The organism is Streptomyces sp. NPDC006691, from assembly GCF_042869955.1.
GTDB lineage: Bacteria > Actinomycetota > Actinomycetes > Streptomycetales > Streptomycetaceae > Streptomyces.
Genome location: NZ_JBIAGW010000011.1, coordinates 43,002 through 57,026, shown reverse-complemented (window position 1 = coordinate 57,026; position 14,025 = coordinate 43,002). Strand labels below are relative to the sequence as shown.

Below are 14,025 nucleotides of genomic sequence, written 5' to 3'. Positions count from 1 at the left end.
GGTCCCGCACGCCTGCGGCCTGTGCGAGGCTGTCGTGCGGGAACGGGAGCCGCACATGCGGGGGACGGACGAGGTATGCGCATCGGCAGCAGCAGAGAGGCGGAGCCGGGGATGGACCCGTGGGGCTGCGGGGAAACCGGGAGTGCCCGGCCGCCGAACCCCGTGGACGCGCGGCCGCGTCCTCTCCGGGACCGACAGGCGCCGTCCGAGGGCAGCGGCCCCTCCGGGCCGGCGGGATCGCGGCACCCCGGCGGCGGTGGCACCGAGGCCCCGTGGACACGGAACGAGGCCCTCGTCACCGGCGGGGCCTGCGCCATCAATCTGCTCAGCTATGTGTTCGTCAGCGACCCCGTGGGGCAGCGCGGGGTGAGTGTCGCGGGGTTCCTCCTCGTCGCCCTCGCGGCCGTGCCCCTGCTCGTGCGGCGCACGCACCCGGTACTGGCACTCGCCGGCACCCTCGCACTCGACTCCGCCGCCTCGGTCGCCCTGCCCCTCTCCACCCACTTCGGCGCGGTCCTCGTACTGGCCCTGTACTCGGTCGCCAGGGCCTGCTCGGGCCGGGTGACAGCCGCCGCGACGGTGACGACGACGGCGCTGACCCTGCTGTCCCAGGGCAACGGACAGATCCCGCCCTGGCAGGCGGCCCTCTCCGCGGTCCTGTCCCCCTTGATCGTCGTCGCCACGGCCCTCGCGGTGAGCCGCTGGCAGCGCGAGGTGGCGGCCAACCGACGGCTGCTCGCGGACCGTGCCGTGGCCGACGAACGCCGTCGCATCGCCCGCGAGCTGCACGACATCGTGGCCCACCACATCACCACGATGCAGCTGATGGCAGGCGGCGCCCGGGCCAACCTCGCCCGGCCCGACATCGCCCGCGAAGCCCTGGTCACCCTGGAGTCCTCCGGCCGCCTCGCACTGAGCGAGATGCGCCAACTCCTCGACGTACTGCGGGCCGACGACGAGCAGGAGCACGCGCCGCCGCAGCCGCAGCCCGGGGCCGATGACCTCAAGCGCCTGGTCACCGAGTCCCAACAGGCAGGCCTGCCAACGCAGTTCACGATCACCGGCGAGCCGCGGCACCTGCCGCCGACCCTGGGCCTGACCGTGTTCCGAGTGGCCCAGGAGGCGCTCACCAACGCCCGCAAGCACGCCGGACCGGCAGCTCGCGCGGCACTCGTCCTGACGTACCGCCAGGACACGGTGGTCGTCGAGATACGCGACGACGGCGGGGAATTCCCGCCTTCGGAGCCGCCGACGCCGAGCCCCCGCGGTTACGGCCTGATCGGCATGCGCGAGCGCGTCGCCCTGCACGGCGGCACACTCACCACGGGCCCGCTCCCAGGCGGCGGCTTTGCCGTCAGGGCCGAGTTGCCCATGACCGAGGACGAGGCGGCCGGAGCGGCTGTCCAGCACGAACCTGAGGGAGCACTGCGATGACCGGGCCCGAGGACGGGACGAGGCCGCGGGTGATCCGCGTACTGATCGCCGACGACCAGCCGCTGGTCCGCCGCGGACTGTCCCTGATCCTCTCCCCCGACCCGGCGTTCGAGGTGGTGGGTGAGGCCGAGAACGGTGCGCAGGCGGTCGCCCTGGCGGGCCGACTCCGCCCGGACGTCGTGGTGATGGACATCCGGATGCCCGTCCTGGACGGCGTCGCCGCCACCGCCGAACTCGCCACCGCCGTCCCCGGCTGCCGCGTCCTGGCCCTGAGCACCTTCGACATGGACGAGTACGTGGTGGGCGCGCTGCGCGCCGGGGCCTACGGGTTCCTGCCCAAGGACAGCTCCCCCGAGGACCTGGGCGCGGCGATCCGCACGGTGCACGACGGCGAAGCCGTGGTGGCTCCACGCCTGCTCACCCGCCTGATCTCCGCCTACGTCACCGCCCCGCGCGACCCGCGCCCGCCCTTCACCGCCACGGGCGAACTCACACCTCGCGAGGTGGAGGTGTGGCATTTGATGGCCAAGGGCCTGGACAACGCGGCCATCTCCCGGGGCCTGGACATCAGCGTGTCCACGGTCAAGAACTACATCACCAGCATCTTCGACAAGCTCTCCGTGCGAGACCGCGCTCAGGCGGTGATCGCGGCCTACGAATCGGGCCTCGTCACCGCCGGAACCACAGGCTCCACCACCACAGGCTCCACCACAAGGACGCCGGGCGTGTAGCTCAGCGCCCCCGCGGCAACGACCGGGGCGCATGGGCGCGGACAGCGGCGAACAGTTCCTTCTTGGACGGGTTCACCATCGCCCGCCCGGCCACCGTCACCGTGGGCACCGTCTCGTTCCCGTCCGCGACCGAGCGCACGAACGCGGCCGCGTCGGGGTCCCGCCAGATGTTCACCTTCACGAACCGCAGCCGCGTGAACAGCAGCCGCACCCGGAGCTTCATGCAGTACGTGCACATGGGGCGCCAGTAAAGGACCACCCCGTCCTGATCCTCGGTCACGGATCTTCCCCCCGTTTCTCAACGCCGCCGAGAGGGCGGCGACGATCCGAGCCTAGGCGAACCGGCCGGAGTCCTCCGACGGGGGTGGCCGCGTGGTATTCGGCTCGCGCGGACGGTGGCCCCCTGGCTAACGTGCCGCCCATGGACACGGGTGGGGACGGGGACACAGACACGGGCGTACGGCCCGGGCATGAGCGGGACATGAGCGGGGACATCAGCATCCAGCCCTTCGAAGGAGGAGCCGTGGGCCCGACTCGCCGGGCGGCGGGGGCGGTGGTCGGCTCCGCCGTGGGCGACGCGTTGGGCGCCCCTTTCGAGTTCGGCCTGCCCGGGGTGTACGCGCGGCGGTTCCCCGACGGCGTCGGCACGATGTGCGGCGGGGGCGGCTGGGATCCGGGCGAGGCCACCGACGACACCCAGATGGCGGTGCTGGTGGCGGACTCCCTCCTGGAATGCGGTGGCCTCGAACCGGCCGACATCTTCCGGCGGTTCCAGCGCTGGGCGGTCTCGGAGCCCAAGGACATCGGGCTCCAGACCGAGGACGTCCTGACGAACGGCGAGCCCTGGGATCTCGCGGCCGCCCTCCATTTCCAGGTCAACCGCCGCGCCGCGGGCAACGGTTCACTGATGCGGGCCACCACCGCCGCGGTGTACTTCGCGGGCGCGGGGCGCTCGGCGACGATGGCCGCGGCCCGCCGTATCGCGGCGCTCACCCATGGAGACCGGGCCGCGTGGGAGGGCACGGCGATCTACCACGACCTGATACGCGCCGCGCTGACCGGCGCCGACCCGCTGGCGGCGGTGCCGGACGCCCTGGCGGCCGTCCACCCCGACCACCGGGCCCGCTGGTCGACGGTCCTCGCTCCCGACTGGCACCCCGACGACGCGACCGAGTTCAACGGCGCGGTCTGGCCCTGCCTCGGTTCCGCGCTCTGGGCGCTGCGCACGACGGATTCCTTCGAGCGGGCGCTGGGCGCGGCGATCGACCTGGGCGGCGACACGGACACGGTGGCGGCGGTGACCGGTGGCCTGGCAGGCGCCCACTACGGCCTCCACGCCATCCCGCCCCGCTGGACCGCTCCCCTGCACGTCCCCTTGCCGGGCTTCGGCGACCGGACCCTTCGGACAGCCGAACTGACGCTGCTGGCAGAGGAGTTGGAAGGCGCGCCCCACTAGCCGCGCCCGATGACCACGCCCGCCGGCACGGCCCGCCAGTCACGCCCACCAGCCGGCCACGGCCCGCCAGCCGCGCCCGTCCGCCGACCGCGCCCGTCCGCCGACCGCGCCCGTCCGCCGACCGCGCCCGTCCGCCGACCGCGCCCGTCGGCCGGCCGGCCACATCCCGTTGCCCACGGCCCGCCGGCGACCAGCCAGGCCCCCCGGAGCGGCAGCGCGGGCCCGGGCCGGGGCCGCCAACCACTCACGCCCTGCCCCGCACCGACGCCCACACCTCACCCTTCGCCTGGAGCGTCAGGCCTGGGACCGGGGTGAGGTCGCCGGGAGTCACGTCCAGGTCGAAGCGGCCGGCCAGGACCGCCAGGATCAGGACCGCCTCCACCAGGGCGAAGCGCGTGCCCAGGCAGACCCGGGGGCCGCCACCGAAGGGGAACCAGGCGTATTCGGGTATCTGCTCGGCGCCCTCCGTCCAGCGCTCGGGGCGGAAGTCCTCCGGGTCGCGGAACCAGCGGGCGTCGCGGTGGGTGGCCCACTGGCTGGCCCAGATCCGGGTGCCGGCCGGGATGTCGCGGCCGCCGAGCACCGCGCCGTCCCTCGCGACCCCGGTGAGGAGCCAGATCGTCGGGTAGAGCCTGAGCGTCTCCTTCACCACGGCCTGGGTGTAAGTGAGGTGGGCATAGTCGTCGTAGCCGGGTTCGCGGGTGCCGCCCAGAACGCGGTCGAGTTCGTCCGCCAGCGCCTCGCGCACGCGCGGGTTGCGGGACAGCAGGTGCCACGCCCACACCAGCGTGCTGCTCGTGGTCTCGTGGCCGCCTATGTAGAGCGTGACGGTCTCGTCGCGTATCTCCCGGTCGGACAGGCGCGTTCCGTTCTCGTCCTGGGCGGCGAGCAGCCGGCTGAGCAGGTCGGGCCGGTCGCTGTCGCTCGCGCGGTGCCGGGCCACGACGCGGCTCACCTCGGCGTCGATGACCGCGGTCGCCTTCTTGATGCGGGCCCGGCCGGGAGTCGGCAGCCAGTCCGGCAGAAGCGCGCCGATCCCACTGAACTCGGCTCCGATCTCGTGCTGGGCCACGTCCATGGCCCGTCCGATGGCCTCGGCGTCCGCGGCGGTGTCGACACCGAAGATGGTGCGGACGGCGATCCGCTGGGTGAGCGCGGACATCTCGCGCTTCACGTCGATCCGCTGTCCGTCCGTCCAACCGTCGGCGACGTCCACCGCGCATGCGGCCATGGTCGCCGCGTACGAACGCACCTGTTGGGGCCGGACCGAGGGCTGGACCAGGGATCTCTTACGGCGCCAGTCCTTGCCCTTGGCCACGACGACCCCGTTGCCGAGCAGGGTGCGGAAGGAGACTCCGAGGTCGGGCTGGTCGAAGGTGCGCTCGATCTCGGTGAGGAGTTCGCCGATGCACTCGGGGTCGGCGACGAACAGCGAGGTCGCGCGGCCGAACCGCCAGTGCACCAAGTCGCCCCGGCTCCGCAGTTGTTCGAAGAAGGCGAGCGGGTCCTTGCCGAACCGGGGCAGACTCCCCAGGTACGGCAGGCCTCGCGGCCCGGCGACCACCCTTCGTGGCACGGAAGTTGCTCGGACGTTCTCGGACACACTGGCGGTGGTCACGGTGTCTCCCTCCCTGTGGCACCCAGCCGTTGGCGCGGTCGGCCGATGTGGATCGGCCGCGTATGGGTCCATGCAATCGGACTCATCGACGCCCCGCCACCCCTGTGGATATCCCCCCGCCCGAGCCGCCCCCGGCGTCCCCCGAGAGGGTCATGCCGTTGTCCACAGCCCCGGAAGCGAGCGGCACCGCCAGCGCCAACTCCCTTACGGGTAAGGGGGTTGACACGAGAGCGGCCCCCGCCGGTCAACCCGGCGGGGGCCGCTCCCGCGTCCATCGCGTCAGACCCGGTACGGAGCCCCGCACAGGGAACGTCTGCCGGGTGCCCGGGCTCGGCAGGAAGCCCCGCACAGGGGACGTTGCCCGGGTGCCCGGGCTGGGCTCGGCCGAGCCCGGGCACCCGGACGAGCGAGCTCGGTCAGCCGACCGAGCTGTAGGCCACGACTCCCCTCAGCAGCGCGTCGACCGCCTTGCGGGCGTTCTTCGCGACGGTGCTGTTCTCGCGCGGCGCCGCCGCCGCGATCTGGCCGAGGACGTCGATGACCTGCTTGCACCAGCGGACGAAATCGCCCGCGGGCATGTCCGCCTCACGGAGCACCTCGTCCAGGCCCTTGTCGGAGGCCCACTGGTAGGCGGCCCAGGCGAAGCCCAGGTCGGGCTCGCGCTGGCCCACGCCCTCCGCCTGGTTGATCTTGTGGTCCTCTTCGAGGGCGTCGAGCCGGCCCCAGATCCGTACCATCTCGCCCAGTGCCGCCTTGGCCGCGCCGGTGGGCGTCTTGGGCGCGACGGCATCGTCGGACTGGCGTGCCTCGTACACCAACGCCGAGACGCAGGCGGCCAGTTCGGCCGGGTTCAGGCCCTCCCAGATGCCCGCGCGCAGACATTCGCTGGCCAGCAGGTCGAGCTCGCCGTACAGGCGAGCCAGCCGCTTGCCGTGCTCGGTGACCTCGTCGTCGCGCAGGTAGTCCAGTTCGGTGAGCAGCGACACGATGCGGTCGAAGGTCCGGGCGATCGTGTTGGTGCGCCCCTCGATGCGCCGCTCCAGCTGCTGGGTGTCGCGCTGGAGGCGGTAGTAGCGCTCGGCCCAGCGGGCGTGGTCCTCGCGCTCGTCGCAGCCGTGGCAGGGGTGCGCCCGCAGTGCGGCTCGCAGCCGGGTGATCTCGCGGTCGTCGGCCGCCTCGGAGCGGGCCTTGCGGTGCCGCTCGGGGACGATGTGCCCGGCCTTGGTGCGCAACGCGGACGCCAGGTCCCGGCGAGACTGGGGCGAGCGCGCGTTGAAGGACTTCGGCACGCGCATCCGCTCCAGGGCCTCCACGGGCACCGGGAAGTCCATCGAGGCGAGCCGCTTGACCTGCCGCTCGGCCGTCAGCACCAGCGGGCGCGGCCCGTCGTGCTGCTCGAAGCCGCGGTGGCCGTTGGTGCGGCCCGCGGGGATCCCGGGGTCGAGGACCAGGGCGAGGCCCGCGAACTTGCCCGTCGGCACATGGATGATGTCGCCCGGCTTGAGCTTCTCCAGGGAGGCCGCTGCGGCCGCCCGGCGCTGGGCCGCGCCGTGCTTGGCCAGCTCGGTCTCGCGGTCCTTGAGGTCGCGCCGCATCCGCGCGTACTCCTCGAAGTCCCCGAGATGGCAGTGCATGCCCTCCCGGTAGCCCTCCAGGCCCTCCTCGTTGCGCTGGACCTGCCGCGAGATGCCGACGACCGACTTGTCGGCCTGGAACTGCGCGAAGGAGGTTTCGAGCAGCTCGCGCGACCGGTGCCGGCCGAACTGCTGGACCAGGTTGACCGCCATGTTGTACGACGGCTTGAAGCTGGAGCGCAGCGGATAGGTGCGCGTGCCGGCCAGGCCCGCGAGCGCGCCCGGGTCCATGCCGCGCTGCCACAGGACCACGGCGTGGCCCTCGACATCGATGCCGCGCCGCCCGGCCCGCCCGGTGAGCTGGGTGTACTCGCCGGGAGTGATGTCGGCGTGCTGCTCGCCGTTCCACTTGACGAGCTTCTCCAACACCACTGAGCGCGCGGGCATGTTGATGCCGAGCGCGAGCGTCTCGGTGGCGAACACGGCCTTCACCAGGCCGCGTACGAACAGCTCCTCCACGACCTCCTTGAAGGTCGGCAGCATGCCTGCGTGGTGGGCGGCGATGCCGCGCTCCAGCCCTTCGAGCCACTCGTAGTAGCCGAGGACGTGCAGGTCCTCGCCGGGGATGGAGGAGGTCCGCTCCTCGACGATCTCGCGGACTTTCTGGCGCGCCTCTTCGTTGTTGAGCCGCAGCCCCGCGTACATGCACTGCTGGACGGCGGCCTCGCAGGCGGCGCGGCTGAAGATGAAGGTGATGGCCGGCAACAGGCCGTCTGCGTCGAGCCGTTCGATGACCTCGGGGCGCCCCGGCGTCCAGATCCTGGAGCGCTGGCGGCGCTCCCGCTCGCGGTCCGCCTCGCGCACCATCTTGCCGCGGCGCCGATCGCGCGGGTTGTACGTCTTCTGGTTCTCCATACGCGCCATGCGCAGCAGGTCGGGGTTGACCTCGCGCCGGGAGACGCCGCGGCCGCCGTGGTCGGTCTCCTCCTCGAAGAGGTCGTACATCCGGCGCCCGGCCATGACGTGCTGCCACAGCGGCACGGGCCGGTGCTCGGAGACGATCACCTCGGTGTCGCCCCGCACGGTGTCCAGCCAGTCGCCGAACTCCTCGGCGTTGGAGACGGTCGCGGACAGCGAGACCAGGGTGACGGACTCCGGAAGGTGGATGATCACCTCTTCCCAGACGGCCCCGCGGAAGCGGTCGGAGAGGTAGTGCACCTCGTCCATCACCACGTATCCGAGCCCGAGGAGCGCCTGGGAGCCCGCGTACAGCATGTTGCGGAGCACCTCGGTGGTCATGACGACCACCGGCGCGTCCGCGTTGACGCTGTTGTCGCCGGTCAGCAGGCCCACCTTGTCGGCGCCGTAGCGGCGCGCGAGATCGGCGTACTTCTGGTTGGAGAGCGCCTTGATGGGCGTGGTGTAGAAGCATTTGCGGCCCTGCTCCAGGGCCAGGTGCACGGCGAACTCGCCGACGATCGTCTTGCCGGAGCCGGTCGGGGCCGCGACGAGCACGCCCTTTCCGGCTTCGAGGGCCTGACACGCCTCGATCTGGAAGGGGTCCAGATCGAAGTCGTACAGGTCACGGAAGGGTGCGAGCGCGGTGGCCTGCTCGACGGCGCGGAGCCGGGCAGCTGCGTACGCTTCGGCTGGTGAGAGGTCCTCTGTCATCTTGTCTTCGAGCCTACCCGCCGCCTCTGACAGAGGTCGCGATCTTTATTGGAGGCCAGGTGCCGCGGCCTTCCGGCCGGACGCCGGTACGGGTGCCAATACCCGTACCGCACCGCGTACACACTCCGCGGTGAGCGGCAGCGGTCCGAGCCGCTCCCCGTCGGCGTACCCGGTGATGCCGTCCGCGGCCAGCGTGATCGAGGCGACGCGGTACGTGGTGACCTCGGGGTGGCCGAGATGGGTGCCCTTGTAGACCCGCGGGAAGACCTTGACGAGGGTCGCGCGGGAGCAGTCCCCGACGACGGTGACGTCGAAGAGCCCGTCGGTGAGGTCGGCATCCGCGCAGATGCGCATGCCTCCTCCGTAGGAGGAGGAGTTCCCGACGGCGACCAGGGTGGCCTCGATCTCCCGGGTCTCGCCGTCGTCAAGGGTGATCTTGTACGGGATGGGCTTGAACGCGGCCAGCTCGGCGAGCATCGCGAGGTCGTACTTGAAGCGGCCGGAGGGCCATCGCATCCGGTTGCCCCGGTCGTTGACCTTGGAGTCGAAGCCGGAGGCGAGGACGGTGGCGAACCAGCGGTCGCCGGTCCGGCCGAGGTCGATGTCCGTGATCCGCCCGTCCTTGAGGGCCCGGGCCGCGCACTCCCCGGCGCGGGCCGGGTCGCGTACCGGAAGCCCCAGGGCGCGGGCGAAGTCGTTGCCGGTGCCCGCGGCGACGACGCCGAGCGGGGTGGTGGTGCCCGCGACGGCCTGGAGCGCGAGGTTGACCATGCCGTCGCCGCCGACGGTGATCAGCGCACCGGTGCCGCCCTCGACGGCCTCGCGGGCCCGGCGCAGCGCGTCGTCGGCGTCCTCGCCGAGTACGGTGCGGACGGAGAATCCGGCGGCCCGCAACGCCGAAGCGGCCGGCTGCGCGGCGTGCGCGCCCCGGCCGCGTCCCGCGGTGGGATTGACGAAAAGGGTGATCTCGCTGGTCACCCGCCGGACCCTACAAGGTCCGGTGTTCCCGTCAAGGTCAGGTGATGTCGTCGTACCCGTTGAGCTTGGTGGAGCGCCCGCCGTCCGACTGCTCGGGCAGCGCCGCCGGCGAGGTCACGGCCTCGACGGTGCCGACGTCCTCGGGGGTGAGGTCCAGGTCCGAGGCCTCGTCGTCGGCCGGTCCCGCCTCGGCGCGCTGCTTGCGGCGCTTGTCGTTCATCAGGGAGATGATCACGGCGATGAAGTAGAGGCCGACGATCGGGGTCGCGAGCGAGAGCATCGAGACCGGGTCGACGGTCGGGGTCGCGAAGGCCGCGAAGACCGTCACACCCATGATCATTCCACGCCACCAGCCCAGCATTCGGCGGCCGGTGAGGATGCCGCTGAAGTTGAGCATGACGAGGAACAGCGGCAGCTCGAAGGAGAGGCCGAAGACGATGATCATGCGGGTGACGAGGTCGATGATCTCGTTGAGCGGCAGCAGGTTGGTCACGCCCGAGGGCGTGAAGCCAAGCAGCACCTCGGCCGCCGCCGGCAGCACGTTGTACGAGAACCAGCCGCCGGCCACGAAGAGCGGGACGCCGGCCGCGACGAAGCTCAGCGAGTAGCGCCGCTCGTGCTTGTGCAGACCCGGCGCCACGAACGCCCACAGCTGGTAGAGCCAGATCGGACTGGCCGCGACGACGCCCGCGACCATCGAGACCTTGATCATCAGCGTGAACGGCCCCATCAGGCCGGACATGGTGATCTGGCCGCAGGTGTCCTTGTTCTTGCTGGCGAGCTCATGGAAGTTGTCCGGGCAGCCGACCGACCTGGTGATCGGCCCGGTGATCAGCCCCGCGATGTCCTTGTAGTAGAACGCCGCCACGATGGCGCAGACCAGGATCGCCAACACCGACTTCGCGAGCCGGTTGCGCAGCTCGCGAAGGTGGTCCGAGAGCGGCATCCGGCCCTCGGGGTCCCTCTGTTGTTTGCGGGCAGACTTGAGCAACCCACGTCCTCATCTCGTGCGGCAGGTCGCTCTGGTCACCACGGTGAACAGCGCCTGCTGGGGCCCGGTGTCAGCGCTTGGTGGTGTCCGTCGGCTCGGTCACCGGACGGGCGCTGCTCACGTCCCCGGGCGCGGACTGGATCGTGCGCTGGACCGGCGGCTGCTCGCCCGGAACCGGCGGGTCGGCCGGAGCGGGCTGCTGGCCCTCGGACTTCATGGCCTTGGCCTCGCTCTTGAGGATGCGGGCCGACTTGCCGAGCGACCGCGCCATGTCCGGGAGCTTCTTCGCGCCGAACAGCAGGACGACGACGATGAGGATGAGAATGATCTCGGGGGCGCCGAGCCTTCCGAACATAAGCGTTTACCTTCTCACCGAGGCTGCAGGGTTGGGGCTGCCATGTGATGGCCGGACCGGTGTCCGACCGCCTTACGTGCAGCGATCGTAACGCGCAGGGGTTAACGCTGGGCAATCCCCGTGCGTACGCCCGTTTGCGGACCGGGCCTCGCTACCTGGGCCGCGTTGTGCAGCGTACCGTCCCGAAACGGACGGCAGCAGAGCGCACCTGTCATCTCAGCGTTTCGCCGGCCCCCGCGAGGTCGACGGCGGCGCGCTCCAGATCCTCCGCCGCACGGTTGATCTTGCTGGTGGTGTCGGCCACCTGGCGGCCGAGCCGCTGCGCCTCGACGAACACCTTGATGGCGAGGACGCCGAGCAGGGCGATCCCGAGGAATCCGAGGGTGATGGCGGTCATCGGCCAGAACATGATGCGGACCCTAGACGGTGGAGTGGAGGCGGAGGGTGCGGACGCCGCCCCCGGTGAGGAGTTCGACGATGCGCTCCCCGGCGGGCTTGCGGACGGCCGAGCCGCACTCGGGGCAGGTGAAGGAGTAGAAGGTGGTGCGCCGGCTGGCCCCGATCGCGAGCCGCAGCGCGGCCGCGCCCAGCTCGAAGCGGGCGCGGCACTCCGGACAGGCCGCCTTGAAGAGCACCGGGATCACCGGACGAGCAAGACCGGGCAATACCGTCATGATCCGCAGTTCTCCTCAGCTCTGGTGGTCGAGTACGGGCGGTTCTCGGCTCTGACGGGCGGGTTCAGCCCTGGAGGTGCATCGCCTGCGGTTCCTCATAGGCGGCCAGTGCCTCGCGGGCCACTCGCCGCGCGCTCTCGGCGAGATCGTCCGGCGTGACGATCCGGCCGTCCTGGCCGAGCCGCAGGGCGAGGCGGCGCAGCGACGCCGGGTCGGGCGTGCGCAGGGTGATCCGCAGACCCCCGTCGGGCAGCTCCTCGGCACTGTCGTGCGGGTAGTACTCGGCGACCCAGCGTCCTCCCGGGCCCACCTCGACAACGACCTCGGGGTCCTCGGCGGACGGCTGGACCAGCCCCTCCGACAGGTCCCGCAGCTCCAGCTCGGGCGGCGCGGACGCCTCGTCGAGCAGGCGGATCTCGGCGACCCGGTCGAGCCGGAAGGTGCGCCGGGCCTCGGAGAGGCGGCACCACGCCTCCATGTACGTGTGGCCGACGGCGAACAGCCGGATCGGATCGACCTCGCGCTCGGTCAGCTCGTCACGGGCCGGCGAGTAGTACTTCACCCACAGCCTGCGGCGTTCCGAGATCGCGCGGTCGACCTCGGCGAAGACGCCGCCCTCGGACTCGAAGGTGACCGAGAGCCGGGAGCTGGCCCCCGCGGTCTCGCCGGCGGCGGCCTCCAGCTTGGCGGTGGCCCGCAGCAGCGCCTGCCGGTCCCCCTCGCGCAGACCGGGCAGCGTGGAGACGGCCCGGGCGGCCACCAGGAGGGCGGTGGCCTCGTCGGCGGCGAGCCGGAGCGGGGCCGCGACGTCGTCCGGGTTGTGCCACCAGATGCGGTCGCCGTCGGTGTCGATGTCCAGCAGGTCGCCGCCGCGGAAGCTCGTGCCGCACATGGGCAGCACATCGAGGTCGGAGATCAGTTCGTCCTCGGTGATGCCGAAGGCGCGGGCGACGTCCGCGACGTGGGCGCCGGGGCGCTCGCGCAGATAGGTCACCAGCGACAGCATCCGCCGCGTCTGGTCGATGGCGTTCGCAGCCATGGTCGTACCGTCCCCCTCAGCCCTTGGCCACGGCGCGCAGCCGGTCCATCACGTCGGCCCGCAGATCGGCGGGTTCCAGCACGACCACATCGGGGCCGAACTCCACCAGGTGGGCATCGAGCCCGTGCCCGTACGGAATCTCCAACTCGTCCCAGCCGCCGCCGAGTTCCCGGGTCGAAGTGGCCCGCGAGCGCAGCGGGTAGCCGGCGCCCGCGCGCAGCCGGATGCGGGCGGAACGGGTCGCGGTCTCGCCCGCCCACGTCTCCACGGTCTCGCGCACGGTGACGACATCGGGCACCGGCGCGGTGAACGCGCCCGCGCGCGAGCGGACCTTGCCGGAGATGCGGCTGAGCCGGAAGACGCGCTCGGCGCCCCGGTCGCGGTCCCAGCCGGCCAGGTACCAGTGGCCCCGCCAGCACTCCAGGCCCCAGGGCTCGACATGGCGGGCCTCCGGCCGGACGGCGGTGACCTTGCGGTAGTCGAAGACGACCGGGCGGCGGTCCCGGCAGGCCAGCATCAGGGGCTCGAAGGCGGCCTCGTGGACCGGGATGCGCGGCTCGATCGCACTGTGCTCATACGGATTGTCGGCCTCCGGCATACCGGCGGCGCGCAGCTTCTGGAGGGCGCCGCTGGCCGCACCCGCAAGCCGGGCCTGCTGCCATACGCGGGCGGCGAGCCCGAGGGCCGCGGCCTCCTCGGCGTCGAGCTGGACGGGCGGCAGCCGGTTGCTGTCGCGGCGGGCGAGGTAGCCGGTCTCACCGTCGAGGTTCTCGACGGTCTCGATGACCAGGCCCAGCTCCCGCAGGTCGTCCTTGTCCCGCTCGAACATCCGGTTGAAGGAGTCGTCGGAACCGGCCTCAAGATAGGCCTCGATGGACTCGCGCAGCTCTCGCTTGCTGAGCGCGCGTCGTGTCCCGAGCAGACACAGCGCCAGGTTCATCAGCCGCTCTGCCTTGGCGATCGCCATCGATGCCCTACGCCCTCTCTCGTTGTGCGCTACGACCGTTGACCGTACCGCTCCGGGCTCCCGGGGCAAAAGCCGAGGGCCCATGCCCGCAGGCATGGACCCTCGGTCCGATCAGGTCCGATCGCTCGGGACCGATCCGGGTGCGTCTCAGACGGCGACCAGGTCGCAGACGAAGATCAGCGTCTCGCCCGGGGCGATCGCGTTGCCGGCCCCGCGGTCGCCGTAGGCGAGGTGGGCGGGGATGGTCAGCCGGCGACGGCCGCCGACCTTCATGCCCTGGATGCCCTGGTCCCAGCCGGAGATGACCTGGCCGGCACCGAGCTTGAACTCCAGCGGGTTGCCGCGGTTCCAGGAGGCGTCGAACTCCTCGCCGGTGGAGAAGGCCACGCCCACGTAGTGGACCTTGACGAAGTCGCCGGCCTTGGCGACGGCGCCGTCGCCCTCCCAGATCTCCTTGATCTCCAGGTCCGCCGGCGGCTCGCCCTCGGGGAAGTCGATCTCGGGCTTGTCGATGCTCACGTAATGCTCCTACTAATC

Annotated in this window: 14 protein-coding genes; 3 read left to right on the top strand and 11 right to left on the bottom strand. The window is 71.8% G+C overall.

The features are described from left to right. Positions 1 to 75 precede the first annotated feature (75 nt). Together ACFYNP_RS23465 and ACFYNP_RS23460 are read left to right on the top strand one after the other, a co-directional pair. A complete protein-coding gene (locus tag ACFYNP_RS23465; protein ID WP_388787830.1) occupies positions 76 to 1,434 on the top strand; it encodes a sensor histidine kinase in 1,359 nt (452 codons plus the stop codon). Further along, positions 1,431 to 2,165, top strand: coding sequence for a response regulator (locus tag ACFYNP_RS23460; protein WP_388787827.1), 735 nt, complete (start codon positions 1,431 to 1,433; stop codon positions 2,163 to 2,165). Before ACFYNP_RS23465 ends, ACFYNP_RS23460 begins: the two co-directional genes overlap by 4 nt. Before the next feature lies 1 nt (position 2,166). Here ACFYNP_RS23460 and ACFYNP_RS23455 read toward each other — a convergent pair whose 3' ends face one another. Further along, the gene (locus ACFYNP_RS23455) at positions 2,167 to 2,445 is read right to left on the bottom strand and encodes a glutaredoxin domain-containing protein (protein ID WP_388411363.1); all 279 of its coding nucleotides are present in this window, start codon (positions 2,443 to 2,445) and stop codon (positions 2,167 to 2,169) included. A gap of 201 nt (positions 2,446 to 2,646) precedes the next feature. On the opposite strand from ACFYNP_RS23455, the gene ACFYNP_RS23450 reads away from it, so the two are divergent. Then, positions 2,647 to 3,621 (top strand): ADP-ribosylglycohydrolase family protein, encoded by a 975-nt coding sequence (locus ACFYNP_RS23450; protein ID WP_388411359.1) that lies wholly within the window; start codon positions 2,647 to 2,649, stop codon positions 3,619 to 3,621. Positions 3,622 to 3,865: 244 nt separating this feature from the next. Here ACFYNP_RS23450 and ACFYNP_RS23445 read toward each other — a convergent pair whose 3' ends face one another. The 10 genes from ACFYNP_RS23445 to ACFYNP_RS23400 all read right to left on the bottom strand — a co-directional run bounded on the left by ACFYNP_RS23445 (position 3,866) and on the right by ACFYNP_RS23400 (position 14,007). Further along, positions 3,866 to 5,239 carry a cytochrome P450 gene (locus ACFYNP_RS23445; protein ID WP_388787824.1) on the bottom strand — a complete coding sequence of 458 codons (1,374 nt, stop codon included), beginning with the start codon at positions 5,237 to 5,239 and terminating at the stop codon, positions 3,866 to 3,868. 416 nt (positions 5,240 to 5,655) lie between these two features. Continuing rightward, complete coding sequence (locus tag ACFYNP_RS23440; protein WP_388787822.1) at positions 5,656 to 8,484, bottom strand: DEAD/DEAH box helicase; 2,829 nt, start codon at positions 8,482 to 8,484, stop codon at positions 5,656 to 5,658. A gap of 45 nt (positions 8,485 to 8,529) precedes the next feature. After that, entirely contained in the window at positions 8,530 to 9,462 is a 933-nt protein-coding gene (locus ACFYNP_RS23435) for a diacylglycerol kinase (RefSeq protein ID WP_388411350.1), read from the bottom strand. 37 nt (positions 9,463 to 9,499) lie between these two features. After that, entirely contained in the window at positions 9,500 to 10,453 is a 954-nt protein-coding gene (gene tatC, locus ACFYNP_RS23430; RefSeq protein ID WP_388411347.1) for a twin-arginine translocase subunit TatC, read from the bottom strand. A 70-nt stretch (positions 10,454 to 10,523) separates the two neighbouring features. Beyond that, the gene (tatA, locus tag ACFYNP_RS23425) at positions 10,524 to 10,808 is read right to left on the bottom strand and encodes a Sec-independent protein translocase subunit TatA (RefSeq protein WP_388411344.1); all 285 of its coding nucleotides are present in this window, start codon (positions 10,806 to 10,808) and stop codon (positions 10,524 to 10,526) included. A gap of 211 nt (positions 10,809 to 11,019) precedes the next feature. Then, positions 11,020 to 11,217: a hypothetical protein gene (locus tag ACFYNP_RS23420; protein ID WP_388787819.1), complete on the bottom strand. Its 198-nt coding sequence runs from the start codon at positions 11,215 to 11,217 to the stop codon at positions 11,020 to 11,022. Positions 11,218 to 11,227: 10 nt separating this feature from the next. After that, positions 11,228 to 11,482, bottom strand: coding sequence for a hypothetical protein (locus ACFYNP_RS23415; protein ID WP_388411339.1), 255 nt, complete (start codon positions 11,480 to 11,482; stop codon positions 11,228 to 11,230). A 64-nt stretch (positions 11,483 to 11,546) separates the two neighbouring features. Further along, positions 11,547 to 12,521: a helix-turn-helix transcriptional regulator gene (locus ACFYNP_RS23410; protein ID WP_388411336.1), complete on the bottom strand. Its 975-nt coding sequence runs from the start codon at positions 12,519 to 12,521 to the stop codon at positions 11,547 to 11,549. A 16-nt stretch (positions 12,522 to 12,537) separates the two neighbouring features. Beyond that, positions 12,538 to 13,488, bottom strand: coding sequence for a helix-turn-helix transcriptional regulator (locus ACFYNP_RS23405; RefSeq protein ID WP_388411333.1), 951 nt, complete (start codon positions 13,486 to 13,488; stop codon positions 12,538 to 12,540). 147 nt (positions 13,489 to 13,635) lie between these two features. Then, a complete protein-coding gene (locus tag ACFYNP_RS23400) occupies positions 13,636 to 14,007 on the bottom strand; it encodes an FKBP-type peptidyl-prolyl cis-trans isomerase (protein WP_167154659.1) in 372 nt (123 codons plus the stop codon). Between the last annotated feature and the right edge of the window lie 18 nt (positions 14,008 to 14,025).